14 protein-coding genes are annotated in these 14,853 nt (G+C 71.0%); 2 read left to right on the plus strand and 12 right to left on the minus strand.

Annotated features, from left to right (window positions below; all coding sequences use genetic code 11):
• The first annotated feature begins 147 nt into the window (after positions 1 to 147).
• Positions 148 to 462, plus strand: coding sequence for a hypothetical protein (locus tag JQS43_RS16215; RefSeq protein WP_239675235.1), 315 nt, complete (start codon positions 148 to 150; stop codon positions 460 to 462).
• Positions 463 to 644: 182 nt separating this feature from the next.
• Here the strand turns inward: JQS43_RS16215 and JQS43_RS16220 are convergent, their stop codons facing one another.
• The 5 genes from JQS43_RS16220 to dnaG all read right to left on the minus strand — a co-directional run bounded on the left by JQS43_RS16220 (position 645) and on the right by dnaG (position 5,657).
• Positions 645 to 1,466 (minus strand): ABC transporter permease, encoded by an 822-nt coding sequence (locus JQS43_RS16220; RefSeq protein ID WP_239675236.1) that lies wholly within the window; start codon positions 1,464 to 1,466, stop codon positions 645 to 647.
• Between the two features lie 7 nt (positions 1,467 to 1,473).
• Positions 1,474 to 2,250 carry an ABC transporter permease gene (locus JQS43_RS16225; RefSeq protein WP_239675237.1) on the minus strand — a complete coding sequence of 259 codons (777 nt, stop codon included), beginning with the start codon at positions 2,248 to 2,250 and terminating at the stop codon, positions 1,474 to 1,476.
• Positions 2,250 to 3,185 (minus strand): ABC transporter ATP-binding protein, encoded by a 936-nt coding sequence (locus JQS43_RS16230; RefSeq protein ID WP_239675238.1) that lies wholly within the window; start codon positions 3,183 to 3,185, stop codon positions 2,250 to 2,252. The genes JQS43_RS16225 and JQS43_RS16230 overlap by 1 nt, the downstream gene beginning before the upstream one ends.
• A 107-nt stretch (positions 3,186 to 3,292) precedes the next feature.
• The gene (locus JQS43_RS16235; protein WP_338037188.1) at positions 3,293 to 3,766 is read right to left on the minus strand and encodes a hypothetical protein; all 474 of its coding nucleotides are present in this window, start codon (positions 3,764 to 3,766) and stop codon (positions 3,293 to 3,295) included.
• A 43-nt stretch (positions 3,767 to 3,809) separates the two neighbouring features.
• On the minus strand, positions 3,810 to 5,657 hold the full coding sequence (gene dnaG, locus JQS43_RS16240; RefSeq protein ID WP_239675240.1) for a DNA primase: 1,848 nt from the start codon (positions 5,655 to 5,657) through the stop codon (positions 3,810 to 3,812).
• A 49-nt stretch (positions 5,658 to 5,706) separates the two neighbouring features.
• On the opposite strand from dnaG, the gene JQS43_RS16245 reads away from it, so the two are divergent.
• Entirely contained in the window at positions 5,707 to 6,669 is a 963-nt protein-coding gene (locus tag JQS43_RS16245; RefSeq protein ID WP_239675241.1) for a carbohydrate kinase family protein, read from the plus strand.
• Between the two features lie 10 nt (positions 6,670 to 6,679).
• Here JQS43_RS16245 and JQS43_RS16250 read toward each other — a convergent pair whose 3' ends face one another.
• The 7 genes from JQS43_RS16250 to JQS43_RS16280 all read right to left on the minus strand — a co-directional run bounded on the left by JQS43_RS16250 (position 6,680) and on the right by JQS43_RS16280 (position 14,694).
• Positions 6,680 to 7,936 (minus strand): NAD(P)/FAD-dependent oxidoreductase, encoded by a 1,257-nt coding sequence (locus JQS43_RS16250; RefSeq protein ID WP_239675242.1) that lies wholly within the window; start codon positions 7,934 to 7,936, stop codon positions 6,680 to 6,682.
• A gap of 67 nt (positions 7,937 to 8,003) precedes the next feature.
• The gene (locus JQS43_RS16255) at positions 8,004 to 9,245 is read right to left on the minus strand and encodes a deoxyguanosinetriphosphate triphosphohydrolase (RefSeq protein WP_239675243.1); all 1,242 of its coding nucleotides are present in this window, start codon (positions 9,243 to 9,245) and stop codon (positions 8,004 to 8,006) included.
• A gap of 156 nt (positions 9,246 to 9,401) precedes the next feature.
• Positions 9,402 to 12,086, minus strand: coding sequence for a pyruvate, phosphate dikinase (gene ppdK, locus JQS43_RS16260; RefSeq protein WP_239675244.1), 2,685 nt, complete (start codon positions 12,084 to 12,086; stop codon positions 9,402 to 9,404).
• A gap of 149 nt (positions 12,087 to 12,235) precedes the next feature.
• Positions 12,236 to 12,601, minus strand: a complete 366-nt coding sequence (locus tag JQS43_RS16265; RefSeq protein WP_239675245.1) for a hypothetical protein — start codon at positions 12,599 to 12,601, stop codon at positions 12,236 to 12,238.
• A 55-nt stretch (positions 12,602 to 12,656) separates the two neighbouring features.
• A complete protein-coding gene (locus JQS43_RS16270; protein ID WP_239675246.1) occupies positions 12,657 to 13,406 on the minus strand; it encodes a class F sortase in 750 nt (249 codons plus the stop codon).
• Positions 13,407 to 13,458: 52 nt separating this feature from the next.
• Positions 13,459 to 13,956 (minus strand): hypothetical protein, encoded by a 498-nt coding sequence (locus tag JQS43_RS16275; protein WP_239675247.1) that lies wholly within the window; start codon positions 13,954 to 13,956, stop codon positions 13,459 to 13,461.
• A 36-nt stretch (positions 13,957 to 13,992) separates the two neighbouring features.
• Positions 13,993 to 14,694, minus strand: a complete 702-nt coding sequence (locus JQS43_RS16280; RefSeq protein ID WP_239675248.1) for a sortase domain-containing protein — start codon at positions 14,692 to 14,694, stop codon at positions 13,993 to 13,995.
• Positions 14,695 to 14,853: the final 159 nt, after the last annotated feature.

Below are 14,853 nucleotides of genomic sequence, written 5' to 3' on the forward strand. Positions count from 1 at the left end.
AGCGCAGGCACGCCGGGGTGCACTGATACGCCGCAGTGGGGAGGCGGCCGGATAGGCTGTGCCCCAGGGTCGCGGCTGGCCGGCTTCCAGGAGGAAGATGGTGCTGTCGGGCCAGGGGGACGAGGCAATGCGGAAGGAGCCGTCACTATGCGCGGCAAGCTGATGTTTCTCGGCGGAGTGGCGATCGGGTTCGTGCTCGGCGCCCGCGCCGGTCGCGAGCGCTACGACCAGCTGGTCAGCTCCGCTCGCCAGTTGTGGGATCACCCGACCGTCCAGGAGGCGGCTGGGGTGGTGCAGGCTCAGGCCAACCGTCTCTACGTCGAGGGTAAAGACGTCGTCGGCGACCGGCTGAGCCAGACGAAGCTGGGTGAGCGGCTGATCGGTGAGGACGATCCGTTGGCGGATGTCGCGGATCAGGATCCGCTCACCGGCAATCGACGGCAACCGGGCGGTACTTTCTGAGTAGCCGCACCGGTCGGCTGGCTACCCCGGCGCGGTCGCCGATCTCCTGCCAGGGCGTCAGTGTGGTGAGGTCACCACACTGACGCCTTTTTTTGGCCGCCAAGCCGAGTTGACCATGGGGTTTGGGACGCAAAATCGCCCGGACCATGTACCTAGGTCCATGATCAACTCCGGGGGCGGGGCTATTTGCAGAGCATGCGGGTCATTCGGCGGGCGGCGATCGCCAGCCCGAGGATGGTGGCGAGTAGCAGGTAGCCGGTGTGCCAGGCCAGGCCCGCCCAGCTGAGCTGGTTGAGCGCGATCCCGCGGATCAGCTCGACGCCGTGGTAGAGCGGGGTCACCTGCACCACCACCTGCAGCGCCACCGGGTAGCTGCTCACCGGCACGAAGGTGCCGGAGAAGAGGAACAATCCGAACTGCAGGATGCCGACGTAGTCGAAGTCTTGCCAGGTGCGCATCAGCGTGGCGAGCGCCATGCCGAGGCCGCCGAAGGCGAAGCCGACCAGCAGCGCGGCCGGCAACGCGGCCAGCGCCCGCAATGGGCTGGTGATGTCCATCGCCACCATCACCACCAGGAACGCCGCCGTATACATCGCGCCGCGCAGCATCGCCCAACCCAGCTCGCCGAAGGCGATCTCGGCGGGGGTGACCGGGGTGTTGAGCACCGAGTCGTAGAGCTTGCTGAACTTCATCTTGGCGAAGAAGTTCATGGTCGACTCGGCGATGGCGCCGTTCATCGCGGCGGCGGCGAGCAACGCCGGGGCGAGGAAGGTCAGGTAGGACACGGTGGTGCCGTCGGCGAGGGTCATGTCGCCGACCAACGCGCCGACTCCCCAGCCGATCGCGAACAGGTAGAGCAACGGCTCGGCGAAGCCGGAGATCACCAGCCACCAGTAGGTGCCGCCGGCGCGGAAGGCGACCAGGTTGCGTTCGGTCACCGCCCCGGCGCGCCGGGGCGACAGCTCGCTGCCGGCGATGGCGCGGGTCAGCATGGTCGTCACCATCGTCGGGTCACCTCGCCAGCCGGGTACGGAATCGGACGGTGGCCAGCGCGAACCCGGCGACCACCCAGAGCAGCAGGTAGCCGAGGTGGGCGGCGATCGGCCAGGCGCTGCCGGCGTAGGCGGCACCGAGCACTACCGCCCGGCACAGCTCCACGCCGTGGTAGAGCGGCAGCGCGTAGGCCAGCGGCTGCAACCCGCCGGGCAGCTGCTCGATCGGGAAGAAGACGCCGGAGAAGAGCATCATCGGCAGCTGCGCGAACCGGAACATGATCGCCATCAGGTTGGGGCTGTCGATGGTGGCCGAGTAGGCGAACATCGGCGCCGCCACCGCCAGGCCGACCAGCACCGCGATCAGTGGCGCGAACACCGCGCCGGCCGAGGCGACCGCCCCGAACGGGATCATGACTAATAGGAAGGCGGTGGCGGTGACCAGCACCCGCAGCGAGATGTAGCCGAGCTGGCCGGCGATCATGTCGCTGACCCGGGGCGGCGCCGCCGCCATACCGTAGTAGATCTTGTGCCATTTGAAGTTGCCGAGCACCGGGAACCCGGACTCGATCATCGCCACCTGCACCCCGGTGAAGGCGAGCAGCCCGGCACCGATGAACTGCGCGTAGGGCAGGTCGAGGGCGCCGCCGCGGTCGACATACTCGCCCACCATCAGGCCCATGCCGAGGAAGAAGAGCACCGGCATCACGAACGAGCTGAAGACGGTGCCGCGCCAGACCCGCCGGTAGCCGGAGAGGTGGTACTCGAAGACCGCGAGCGTGGATCGCCCGGTCATCACCCCTCCACCAGCGTCCGGCCGGTCAGGTGCAGGAAGACATCCTCCAGACTCGCGCGCCGGACCAGCACTCCGGCCGGGCGCAGGCCACGGGCGTCGACCGCGGCGGCGGCGGCGTCGCCGTCGTCGGTGTAGAGCAGCAGCCGGTCGGGCAGGATCTCGACCCGCTCGCCGATGCCGTCGAGCTTGCTCGCGTACGACTCGTGCTGGTCGACGCCGAAGCGCAGCTCCACCACCTCGCGGGTGGCGTGAGCTTCGATCAGCGCCCGGGGCGAGCCTTCGGCGACGATCCGGCCGCCGTCCATCACCACCAGCCGATCGCAGAGCTGCTCGGCCTCGTCCATGTAGTGGGTGGTGAGCACCAGCGTCACGCCGCGCTGCTTGAGCCGGAACAGCCGCTCCCAGACCAGATGCCGGGCCTGCGGGTCGAGGCCGGTGGTGGGCTCGTCGAGCAGGACGATGTCGGGCTCGTTGACCAGCGCCCGGGCGATCGTGAGCCGCCGTTTCATGCCCCCGGAGAGCGGCTCCACCTTGCTGTCGGCCCGCTCCGAGAGCTGCACGAACTCCAGCAGCTCCCGGGCGCGGGCCTTGGCTTTGGCGCGCGGGATGCCGAAGTAGCGGGCGTAGGTGACCAGGTTTTCCTGGCAGGTCATCTCCGGGTCGAGGTTGTCTTCCTGCGGGCAGACCCCCAGCCGACCGCGGATGGCCGGGCCGTCGCGTCGCGGGTCCATACCGAGGATGGTCAGCTCGCCGCCGGTCGGTGGCGAGACGCAGCCCACCATGCGCATGGTGGAGCTCTTGCCGGCCCCGTTGGGACCGAGGAAGCCGAAGGCCTCCCCCGCCGGCACCTCGACGTCGATGCCGTCGACCGCGACGAAGTCGCCGAAGCGCTTGACCAGCCCGCGGGCCCGGATCAGAGTCTGTGGTTCGGTCATGCGGCCGATCCTCGTAGCTGAAGTGGGCTGCAGGTCAAGTCAGGCATGGCAAGACCGTATCCCGATGGTGGGACAGCCCGGCCAGTCCTTTTCCGGGTTGCCGGCGCTCAGACCGGCTGGCTGTGCTCGGCGGCGAACCCCGCCACCAAGGTGCCGGTCGCCTCGCGTACCCCAGGGCCGTCCGGGTCGGTGCCCTCGTCATAGCGCACGGCCCAGGTGAGGCCGTCGATGCCCGGCACCCGGCGGGCCACCACCCGGACCGCCCCGCCGGGCACCGGGTGATGTGACGAGAATGACACCGAACGGGTGACTCGGGTACGGACCACCTGCGGCAGGTCCCGCGGCTCGGTGACGGTCACCCGCAGCGGCGGCTGGTCGGCGGTGATCCAGTAGCCGTCCCGCTCCTCCACCACCTCCGCCGGGGTGATCTCCAGCGCCCGGCCGGTCCAGCTGGCCTTGTGGATCTCGTGCCACCCGAGCCGGGCCACCCGCCCCGGAAACCACAGCCCCAGATTGCTGGCGACCACCGCCTCCTCGTCGGCGGTCCGCGCCCAGGAAACGACCCGCTCGTCGCGCCCCATCGGCGGCCGCAGCGCCGACGGCAACCGGCGTTTGAAGATCACGTCAGAGCCCTCCCGCAGCCCGTTCCCGCAACGCCCGTGCCCGCTGTTCCAGTGGGAACAGCTCGGCGGCGAGCGAGAGATACTCCGTCTGGTTGGTCACCGGGTTGACCCGCTGCGCCCGCGACTTCAGCGCCGCCACCTGCGCGTCGACCGTGACCAGCTCCAGCTTAGCCAAGGTCACCCCGACATAGTGGGGATCGACATCGCCGTCGAGTCGCAGTGGTTCCACCGCGAGTTCGCTGGCGAGGGCGCTGGCGGCCAGGTCCGGGCAGGCGTCACGGACCCGCTGCACCCAATCTGGGCCGCTCACGGCGGCGGCACAGCCGCCGGCCTCGGCGATCGCGCTGCGCAGCGCGGCGTGCAGTGGGTTGTGGTACGCGGCGGCATCGAGCGCATCGAAGATCGGCCCGGCCAGCACCGGCTCCTGCAGCGCCAGCTTCAACGCCTCCCGTTCGACCAGCGTCGCCGGGTTCACCACCGGCCGCGGGCCGGTCCGGCGGGCCGGCGCCGGCTCCTCCCCCTTTACCGCGGCCGCTACCGCCCGGCTCACCTGCTCCACCGGCAACCCGAGGTCACCGGCGAGCTTGCGCGCGTACTCGGGACGCTTCTCGCGGTCTTTCAGTTTGGCCACCAGCGGCGCCGCGCGCCGCATCGCGTCCACCCGGCCGTCGACGGTGTCCAGGTCGTAGCGGGAGAGCAGCTGCCGCAGCGCGAAGTCGACCAGCGGCTCCCGCCGCGCCACCAGGTCACGGACGGCGGCGTCGCCCTTGGTGAGCCGCAGGTCGCACGGGTCCAGACTGTCCGGGCTGATCGCGATGAAGGTACGGCCGACGAACTTCTGGTCAGACTCGAACGCCCGCAGCGCCGCCTGCTGACCGGCCTGGTCCCCGTCGAAGGTGAAGATGATCTCGCCGGTGAAGGCGTCGGTGTCCATCAGCAGCCGCCGCAACACGCCGACGTGCTCGTTGCCGAAGGCGGTGCCGCAGCTGGCGACCGCCGTCGGTACCCCGGCCAGGTGGCAGGCCATCACGTCGGTGTACCCCTCGACGATCACTACCCGGCCCTGCTTGGCGATCTCCCGCTTGGCCTGGTCGATGCCGTAGAGCACCTGCGACTTTTTGTAGATCGGGGTCTCCGGGGTGTTCAGATACTTCGGACCCTCCTCGGCGTCGTCCAGCTTGCGGGCCCCGAAGCCGATCACATCGCCGGAGATGTCCCGGATCGGCCACAGCAGTCGGCCCCGGAACCGGTCGATCAGTGACCCCGAGCGGGCCGGTCGGGACAGCCCGGCGGTCACCAACTCGTCGTCGGTGAAGCCGCTATGGCGCAGGTGCCGGGTGAGCGTCTCCCACGCCGCCGGGGCGTACCCGCACCCGTAGCGGGTGGCGGTGTCCCGGTCGAAGCCGCGCTGGGCGAGGAACTGGCGGGCGCTGCGAGCCGGCGGGGTGAGTAGCTGCTCGGCGTAGAACTCGGCGGCGGCGGCGTGCGCGGCGACCAGCCGCTGCCGCTGGTTGGGCCGCTGCCGCTGCGGGTTCGGCCCGGTCTCGACGTACCGCAGGGCGATGCCGAGCTTGCCCGCCAGATGCTCCACCGCCTCCAGGAAGGTCAGGTGGTCGACCTCCATCACGAAGCTGATGGCGTCGCCGCCCTTGCCGCAGCCGTGGCAGTAGAAAACTCCTTTGTCCACCCGGACCGTGAACGACGGTGTCTTCTCGTCGTGGAACGGGCAGAGCCCTTTGAGGGTCTGCGCACCGCCTGAACGCAGCGTCACCCGTTCCGAGACCACATCCGCGATGGACGTCCGTTCCCGGACCGTCACGATGTCCTCGTCCCGAATCCTGCCCGCCACCCGGTCACCTCCTCCGCCGTCCTATCTTCCCTCAGCTATGGTGCCGGGCATGTTCCTGGTGGTGGGTGAGAGCGTAGTCGACCTGATCGGGGAGCCGGGCAGCTGGCGGTTCGAGGCCAACGTCGGCGGCAGTCCGCTGAACGTGGCGCGCGGGCTAGCCGCCGCTGGCCAGCCGGTCCGGCTCGCCAGCGAGGTGGGCGATGACCTGTTCGGCGAGCTGACCCGGGAAGAGCTGGCGGTGGCCGGCGTGAGCACCGAGGATCTGGCCGGCGGTCCGGCTACCAATCTCGCCTTCGCCCGGCTCGACCCGGCGGGGGTCGCCAGCTACGACTTCCGGTTCGCCTGGGAGTGGGGTGCCAGACCGGACCTGACCGGGGTGAGTTGCCTGCACACGGGTTCGCTCGCGGCGCTGATCGACCCGGGCGCCAATACCGTCGCCGGCACCGTGGCCGCCGCCCGCCAGAATGAAGTGCCGGTCTGCTACGACCCGAACATCCGGGCGTCGCTGATCCAGGACCCGACCGCCGCCCGGGACCGGGTGGCGAGGCTGGTGGCGACCGCGGACATCGTCAAAGTGAGCGCCGAGGACCTCACCACGCTCTACGCGGGTACCCGCGCGGAGTCGGTCGCCGCCCGGTGGGCCGCCTCCGGCCCGTGGCTGCTGGTGGTGACCGACGGCGAGGCGGGGGCGCAGGCCTGGTACGCCGGCGCGGTGATCGAGGCGACGCCGCCGACGGTGCCGGTGGTGGACACCGTCGGCGCCGGCGACGCGTTCACCGCCGGCCTGCTCGCCAGCCTGGCCGAGGCGGGTGCGCTGCGAGGGCCGAAGCCAGCGGCGGGCCGGGCGGTGGTCGAGGCGGCGCTGCGCCGCGCCACCGCCACCGCCGCCGCGATCTGCGCCCGGCGCGGCGCGGCGCCGCCCGACGCCGCGCAGGTGGCGGCGCTCGAAGCTGCGGTGACGGTCCGGGACGGTGGGGACCCGCCCCGGACCGACGACAGCATGGCCAGCTGAGGCCGTCGCCTTACGGCAGCAGGTCGGTCAGCGGCACCGAAGGGTCGGCGAGCCGGGCCGGGTCGACCGCCACACCGGCCCGGATCAGCGCCTGGATCTGGTCGGCGACATCCCACACGTTGACGTTCATCCCGGCCCGCACCCGACGCTGGTCGTCGAGCCAGAAGACCAGGTATTCCGGGACCTTGCCGTCCTTGAGCGCCGGGTCGCCCCGGAACACCACCTGGGCGTAGCCCCCGGGCGGGAACCAGCCGGAGAACTCCATGCCCAGGTCGTACTGGTCGGTGAAGAAGAACGGCATCGCGTCGAACTCGACCGGCTGCCCCAGCATCGACCGGGCGGCGGCCGGCCCGCTGTCGTGGGCGCGGGCCCAGTGCTCCACCCGCAGCGGCCCGCCCGCCAACGCGCTCGGAACCGCCGCCACGTCACCGCAGGCGTAGATGTCCGGGTCGGAGGTGCGCAGCGTGGAGTCGGTCGCGACCCCGTTGGCGACGGTCAGGTCGGCGGCGACCGCCAGCTCGGTGGCGGGCTCGACTCCGATCGCCACCACCGCAATGTCGGCGGGCAGCTCGGTGCCGTCGTCGAGCACCACCGTGGTCAGTTCCCGGCCCTCGCCGCGCAGCTCCCGCACTCCCGAGCCGAACCGGAACCGCACCCCGTGGTGCTCGTGCAGGTCGCGGTAGAGCGCGGCCACCTCATCGCCGAGCACCGACCGCAGCGGCAGCGGCTCCCGCTCCACCACCGTGACCTCGGCGCCGTGGTGCCGGGCAGCCGCGGCGACCTCCATGCCGATCCAGCCGGCGCCGATCACCACCACCCGCTTGCCGCCGCCGCGCAGATCCGCCAGCAGCGCATCCGATTCATCCACAGTACGCAGGTAGCGGACGTGGTGCAGGTCGTGACCTGGCACCCGCAGCCCCCGCACCCGGGAACCGGTGGCGAGCAGCAGCTTGTCGTAGCGCAGCTCCGCCACTCCGTCGAGGGTGACGGTGTGGCTGGCGGCGTCCAGCATGGTGGCCCGCCGCCCCAGCAGCAGTTCGATCCCCTGCTGCTGCCACCAGTCCGGCTCGTGGAGGAACGCCTGCTCCCGGGGGTCGTTGCCGAGCAGGTAGCCCTTGGACAGCGGGGGCCGCTCGTACGGCGGTTCGGTCTCCTCCCCGATCAGCACCACCCGGCCGGTGAACCCCTCGGCGCGCAGCGTCTCGGCGGCCTTACCGCCGGCCAGCGACGCCCCGACAATCACGAATGTCCGCTCGTCAGCACTCACATCGATAGCCTAGTACGGCGGCCGTGGTTGACCGTCGAGCCTCGGCGAGTTGTTCAAGCGGCCTCGCTCAGCGCTGACACAGCTCCCGGTGCCAGGCGATCGCCGATGGGTCGGTCAGCGACGCGACCTGGTCGACCACCACCCGCAGCCGGGCCGCGTCGTCCGACGCCGCTTTCCACGTCGCGGCGAAGACCGGATCGAGCCGGTCCGGCGCCCGATCCAGCAGCGCCGCCACCAGCTCGGTGAGCAGCTGCCGCTGCTCGCTATACCACGACTCCAGGCTGCGCCGCCGCATCACATACCGCAGCGCGATCCCCTTAAGCAGCGCGCACTGCGCCCGGACCAGGCGTGGCACCAACACGTCGGCGTCGTAGCGGCGCAGCGGGCCGGTGCCGAACTCGGTCCGAGTAGCCGCCACCGCGGCGGCCACGAACCGGCCGGTGAGCACGCTGGTGAACCGCTTGAGCGCAGCCTGGGCAGCATGACTGCCGTCGTAGTCCGAGAGCGGCGCCACCACCGGGTGGGCGAGCAGCTCCGCCAGTGGCTCGGCCAGGTCGTCGGCGGACTCCGGCGAGTAGACCCGGGCCACATCGGCGCAGAGCGCGGCCCGTTCGTCGGCGTCGGCGAGCAACGGCCCTAGCGACACGTAGCCACTGTGGAAACCGTCCTCCACGTCGTGGACCGAGTAGGCGACGTCGTCGGCCCAGTCCATCACCTGCGCCTCCAGGCACCGGCGGTCCGGCTCTGCCGGCGGGGTGGCTGCCCGCAGCCATTCGAAGACCTCGACATCGTCGGCGTAGACCCCGAACTTGCGTTCGCCGTCGCGGCGGAACCACGGATATTTGCAGGTGGCGTCGAGGCTGGCGCGGGTGAGATTGAGCCCAGCGCCGGGGATCTTCGCCTCCAGCCGGGTCAGCACCCGCAGGGTCTGAGCGTTGCCCTCGAACCCGCCACACTCGGCCGCCACCTGGTTGAGCGCGTGCTCGCCGTTGTGCCCGAACGGCGGATGGCCAAGGTCGTGCGCCAGCCCGGCGGTGTCCACCACATCGGGGTCGCAGCCCAGATGTTCGCCCATCTCCCGGGCGATCTGCGCGACCTCCAGCGAGTGGGTCAGTCGGGTCCGCAAGAACGCGTCCGAACCGGTGCCGGCGGTGTGGACCTGGGTCTTGGAGGCGAGCCGCCGGAATCCGGCAGAGTGCAGCACCCGGGCACGGTCGCGCTGGTAAGGCCCTCGTTGGTACGGCACGGGGCGCGAACCAGAGTCCTTGGGCGGCTCGGGCCGCCACCGTTGCGTGTCACTGCTCACCACGCGGGTGAGCCTACCTGCGTCGAACCGGCCGGCCGGGGCCACGAGCCCCTCGGTGGGCGCACCTGCGGTAGCCAGCTCCGACCAGAACGGCCCGGCCGAGGTGGGACGAGCCCACCCCGGCCGGGCCGATCTGTCACGTCAGCAGCGAGCTGTAGCTCAGCGGCTGTCGGCGGCGCTGGCGTCGCCGGCGGCGCGGCCGGCCTCCAGCCGGGCGACCGGCACCCGGAACGGCGAGCAGGAGACGTAGTCGAGCCCGGCGTGGTGGAAGAAGTGCACCGACTCGGGGTCGCCACCGTGCTCACCGCAGACACCGATCTTGAGATCGGGCCGGGCGGCGCGCCCCTCGGCGACCGCGATCTTCACCATCCGGCCGATCCCGTCGGCGTCGATGGTCTCGAACGGCGACACCCCGAAGATGCCCTGCTCCAGGTAGCGGCCGAAGAAGGCGCCCTCCACATCGTCGCGGGAGAAGCCCCAGCCCATCTGGGTCAGGTCGTTGGTGCCGAAGGAGAAGAACTCGGCGGCCTCGGCGATCTGCCCGGCGGTCAACGCCGCCCGCGGCACCTCGATCATGGTGCCGATCAGGGCTGGCACGTCGACGCCGCTACGCTCGGCGACGTCCTTCAGCACCGCCTCGGCCTCCTGCCGGACCGTCTCCAGCTCCTGCACGGCGCCGACCAGCGGGACCATGATCTCCGCCTTCGGATCACCGCCGGCCTTGATCCGCTCGACCGCCGCCTCGGCGATCGCGCGTACCTGCATGTCGAATAGGCCGGGGATGACCAGGCCCAGCCGCACCCCGCGCAGCCCCAGCATCGGGTTCTGCTCATGCATCCGGTGCACGGCGGCGAGCAGGGTTTTGTCCCGCCCCGGGTCCTGGCCCCGCTCCTGCGCGAGCGCCACCCGAACCGCCAGCTCCTCCAACGGCGGGAGGAACTCGTGCAGTGGCGGGTCGATCAGCCGGACCGTCACCGGCTGGCCGTCCATCGCCTCGAAGATCTCCACGAAGTCGCCCCGCTGCAGCGGCAGCAGCGCGGCCAGCGCCTGCTCCTGCTCCTGCTCGGTGTCGGCGAGGATCAGTCGCTCCACCAGCTCGCGCCGGTCGCCGAGGAACATGTGCTCGGTGCGGCACAGGCCGATCCCCTCGGCACCGAAGCGCCGGGCCCGGCTGGCGTCCTCGCCGGTGTCGGCGTTGGTGCGCACACCCAGCTTGCGGGCGCCGTCGGCGTGGGAGATCAACCGGTGCACGGCGGCGACCAAGGTGTCGGCGTCCGCGGCGACGGTGCCTTCGAAATACTGAACCACCGGCGAGGGCTGGACCGGAATCTCGCCCAGGTAGACCTTGCCGGTCGAGCCGTCGATCGAGATGACGTCGCCCTCGTTGATGGTCTGGCCATCGGTGGTGAACTTCTGGCCGGCGATGTCCACGTCGAGCGCCTCGGCGCCGCAGACACAGGTCTTGCCCATGCCCCGGGCCACCACCGCGGCGTGGCTGGTCTTACCGCCCCGGCTGGTGAGGATCCCCTCCGCGGCGATCATGCCGGGCAGGTCGTCCGGAGTGGTCTCCTTGCGGACCAGGATCACCTTCTGCCCGGCGGCGGCCTGCTCGGTGGCCCGGCCGGAGTCGAAGACCGCCTTGCCGACCGCGGCACCGGGCGAGGCGGAGAGGCCGTTGGCCAGGTGGGTGGGGTTACCCGAGAGGTCGAAGTGGGGGAACATCAGCTGCGCCAACTGGGCCCCGTTGACCCGCTGCAGCGCCTCGTCGAGGTCGATGACGCCCTCGTCGACCAGCTGGGTGGCGATGATGAAAGCGGCGGCGGCGGTGCGCTTGCCGACCCGGGTCTGCAGCATCCACAGCTTGCCGCGCTCGATGGTGAACTCGATGTCGCAGAGGTCCTGGTAGTGACCCTCCAGCTTGGCCATGATCGACATCAGTTGGTCGTAGGAGGCCTTGTCGAGCTGCTCCAGGTCCTGCAGCGGCACGGTGTTGCGGATCCCGGCCACCACATCCTCGCCCTGGGCGTTGGACAGGTAGTCGCCGTAGACGCCCTGGGCACCGGTGCCCGGGTCCCGGGTGAACGCCACCCCGGTGCCGGAGTCGGCCCCCAGGTTGCCGAAGACCATGGTCTGCACATTGACCGCGGTGCCCAGCTCGGCCGGGATCCGCTCCTGCCGGCGGTAGAGCACCGCCCGCTCGGCGTTCCAGGAGTTGAAGACCGCACGCACCGCCATCTCCAGCTGCTCCCGCGGATCCTGCGGGAAGTCGTGGCCGACGTGCTCGGAGTAGATCTTCTTGTACGCGTCGACGATCGCCCGCAGGTCGGCGGCGTCCAGGTCGAGGTCGTTCTTGGTGCCCTTGGCGGCCTTGGCCCCGTCCAGCGCGTGCTCGAAGGCCTCGCCCGGCACCTCGGAGACGGTCTTGCCGAACATCTGGATCAGCCGGCGGTAGGAGTCCCAGGCGAACCGGTCGTCGCCGCTCTGCGCGGTCAGGCCGGCCACGCTCTGGTCGTTGAGGCCGATGTTGAGGACGGTCTCCATCATCCCCGGCATCGAGAACTTCGCACCGGAGCGCACCGAGACCAGCAGCGGGTCCGCCGGGTCGCCCAGCTGCTTGCCCATCGCCTGCTCCACCGCCGCCATCGCGTCGCTGATCTGGCTGGACAGCTCGGCCGGCTCGGCACCGTTGGTCAGGTAGGCGCGGCACGCCTCGGTGGTGATGGTGAACCCGGGAGGCACCGGCAGCCCCAGCTTGGTCATCTCGGCGAGGTTGGCACCTTTGCCGCCGAGTAGATCTTTCTGACTCCGGTCGCCCTCGGCGAAGTCGTACACGTACTTCGTCATGCTGCAGCCTCCCACGGTTGCTGGGGACGCGGCTCCGCCTCGATCGCTGGACGCGCTGACCGGCTCCGCCGCGGTACGGATTACCTTCTAACGTTTCGCGCCAACTCTAGTCGAGGGCCCCGCCGACGCTCCGTGGTCCCTGCCGTGTCTCACGTTGCGGATGCGCCCGCCGGTGATCGTCGATGATCATCGGCGGCCGGCTGCTCCCCCTCCCGCGGGTACTCGGCCCGCTCGGCCGCTTCCCGCAGCTGCTCGGCGGTGTGCATGATCTCGGTCAACCGGTACGACCAGTGGGGCTCCCGGGCCATCTGCTGCCGGAGCTGGTCGAGCTCGATCTGGGCGTCGCAGAGCTCCCGCTGCAGCACCCCCACCGAGTCCAGCCGGGTCAGCGCGTCATCCAGCCGGCGGGTCAGATCGTGCAGGCACCGCTCGACCTGGTGACGGTCGTACCCCCACAGTGAGACATCGAAGTCCGGCACGATGGTTCGGCCCTGCTTCCGCTTGCGTGTGCGCATGCTGTTCCCTCTTTCTTCGTGGTGGTCGCCGACGCCGGCCGGATGTCGGCGTCGGTCAGTCCGCGCCCGCGAGCGTGGCGAAGACGACGACGTTGTCGAGGTAGTCCCGGCTCCGTTCGTCGAACTCTCCGCCGCAGGTGATCAGGCGCAGGGTCGGCTGCGCCGACGGACCGTAGACGAGTTCGGCCGGGAAGTCGTCCTTCGGGTACGCGGCCACTCCGTCTACGTGGAAGGTCGCGACGCTCCGATCGGCGCGCAGCACGTCGATCTGGTCACCGGGCCGCAGCCGCCCGAGTTCGAAGAAGACCGCCGGGCCGCCGGCCCGGGAATCGACGTGCCCGATGATCACCGCGCTGCCGACCTCCCCCGGCGTGACCCCCCGCTCGTACCAGCCGGCCTGGTGGGCGCGGCGCAGCGGCGGCACCTCCACCTCACCGTCGTCATCGACGCCGAGCCGGAGCAGTTCGCTGTCGACGTCGATGCGCGGGATGGTCACCCGCACCGGCTCTGCCCGCGCCAGCCCGATGGCCTCGCCGGTCTGGTCGGGCTCACCGGCCTCGCCGCTGGTCGTGGTGAGCCCGTACGCGGCTGGCGCGACGTCGGGGTCCGGCTGCGGTGGCCGCGGCGACGAGCCTACGGTCAGGCCGGCGAGCATAAGCCCACTGCCGCCAGCGGCCAAGAAGGCCACCAGGCAGTACGCGGCCACCCGCCGGCCGGACTGCGGCGATCCGCCGCCGGCGGTGCGGATTCCGTGGCTGCGGTAGTCCTGGCTGCGGTATTCGTGAGTACGGTTGTCACTGCCCATCGCTGTCGTCTCCTCCCCGTCGCTGCTGCGAAGCTCCGGCCAGCTGATCCGGTCACCAGGACGGGCCGCCGGCTCGGCGACGCAACAACAGGAACGCGCCGGTGACCGCCGCCGCCAGCACCCCCGCGCCGGCGACCAGCGCCGGACCGGTGCCCTCCCCGATCGGCCCGACGCCGGCCTGCGGGGCCCCATGGGGGGCGACATTGAACCGGTCGGTGAGGGCGTGGCTCGACGAGGGACAGTAGACACCGGCCACGTACGGGCCGGGTTCGGTGTTGCGGGGGATGGTGAACGGGGCGACGCCGCTGCCGCTGTGCAGGTTGATCTCCTTGGTCTCCACGGTGTGGTCTCGGTCGCGGCCCCAGAACACCTTCACCGACTGGTTGCCGGCGCCCTTGCAGACCACCCGGACGGTGATCCGTTCGCCCGGCGCCACGCTCTTCGGTGAGACCGCTACCGAGCTGGCGTGCGCCACCCCCGGCACGGTGAATAGCAGCGCGGCCGCTCCCGCCGCGACCAGCGCCAATCGTGCGACGAGCCGTGTCCCCATGGGTTCTCCTCCCGGTTGGTACCCAGCGGGCGCCGGTCACGGCACCAGCGTGGCGAAGACGACGAGCTGCGGGCGCCACTGCGACCCAGCACCGCGGGCGCCCACCAGCCGCAGCTGAGCTTGGCCCGAGACGCTGGCCGCGGCCCGGTCCGGCGTGTACGGGTCGACCGCTGCGACCTGGAAGGTGGCGACCAGCCCGTCGGCGCGCAGCACCTCGATCTGGTCACCGGGTCCGAGCTGAGCCAGGCCGGCGAAGGCGGGCGCGACCGGGGCACCGGCCGAGCGACCCATCCCGGCACGGGGGGCGTCCAGCTGCCCCATCAGCACCGCGCTGCCGAGCTCTCCAGGGCTGGTGCCATCCCGGTACCAGCCCACCAGCTGGCGGGCCGGCGCGCCGCTGAGCCCGTCGTCGCCGAGCCCGAGCGGGGCGATCCGGGCGTCCACCTCGATCGCCGGGATGCGCAGCCGGGTCGGTACGGCACGGCCGAGCCCGACCATTTCCGGGTCGACTACACCATCCTGGTCGACCACACCGCCGTACGGCGCCGGTTGGGTGGCTGCTTCGACCGGGACGGGACCCGACGGTCCGGCGGTCCCCTCGGACCGCAGCAGCAACCCGGCGGCCCCTAGCGCCGTCACCAGCACCACCGCGAGCAGAGTCAGCGCTCGCCGGGGCGGCGCGGCCGGGCCGAGCCCGGCCGTGGCGGCGATGTTCGTTACGACACTGCCCGTCCTCATCTTCCGCCCCTAGACCGCGAGTCTTTTTCACGACTTAAGGACGACATTAAGGCGTCTCATGGTTTTTCGAGGCTTTGATTTAATTCAACTAATACCGCTGCGAAATCCCCTTTGGGGGTGGTATTAGCCGGTGCCACGTGCACTCGCCACCCGGGTATG

Source organism: Natronosporangium hydrolyticum (genome assembly GCF_016925615.1).
Lineage (GTDB): Bacteria > Actinomycetota > Actinomycetes > Mycobacteriales > Micromonosporaceae > Natronosporangium > Natronosporangium hydrolyticum.

Excerpts from the sequence above, each read along its gene's own strand:
- JQS43_RS16215 (WP_239675235.1), top strand. The coding sequence starts at position 148 with ATGCGCGGCAAGCTGATGTTTCTCGGCGGAGTGGCGATCGGGTTCGTG.
- JQS43_RS16220 (WP_239675236.1), bottom strand. The coding sequence starts at position 1,466 with ATGGTGACGACCATGCTGACCCGCGCCATCGCCGGCAGCGAGCTGTCG.
- JQS43_RS16225 (WP_239675237.1), bottom strand. The coding sequence starts at position 2,250 with ATGACCGGGCGATCCACGCTCGCGGTCTTCGAGTACCACCTCTCCGGC.
- JQS43_RS16230 (WP_239675238.1), bottom strand. The coding sequence starts at position 3,185 with ATGACCGAACCACAGACTCTGATCCGGGCCCGCGGGCTGGTCAAGCGC.
- JQS43_RS16235 (WP_338037188.1), bottom strand. The coding sequence starts at position 3,766 with ATGGGGCGCGACGAGCGGGTCGTTTCCTGGGCGCGGACCGCCGACGAG.
- JQS43_RS16245 (WP_239675241.1), top strand. The coding sequence starts at position 5,707 with ATGTTCCTGGTGGTGGGTGAGAGCGTAGTCGACCTGATCGGGGAGCCG.
- ppdK (WP_239675244.1), bottom strand. The coding sequence starts at position 12,086 with ATGACGAAGTACGTGTACGACTTCGCCGAGGGCGACCGGAGTCAGAAA.
- JQS43_RS16265 (WP_239675245.1), bottom strand. The coding sequence starts at position 12,601 with ATGCGCACACGCAAGCGGAAGCAGGGCCGAACCATCGTGCCGGACTTC.
- JQS43_RS16270 (WP_239675246.1), bottom strand. The coding sequence starts at position 13,406 with ATGGGCAGTGACAACCGTACTCACGAATACCGCAGCCAGGACTACCGC.
- JQS43_RS16275 (WP_239675247.1), bottom strand. The coding sequence starts at position 13,956 with ATGGGGACACGGCTCGTCGCACGATTGGCGCTGGTCGCGGCGGGAGCG.
- JQS43_RS16280 (WP_239675248.1), bottom strand. The coding sequence starts at position 14,694 with ATGAGGACGGGCAGTGTCGTAACGAACATCGCCGCCACGGCCGGGCTC.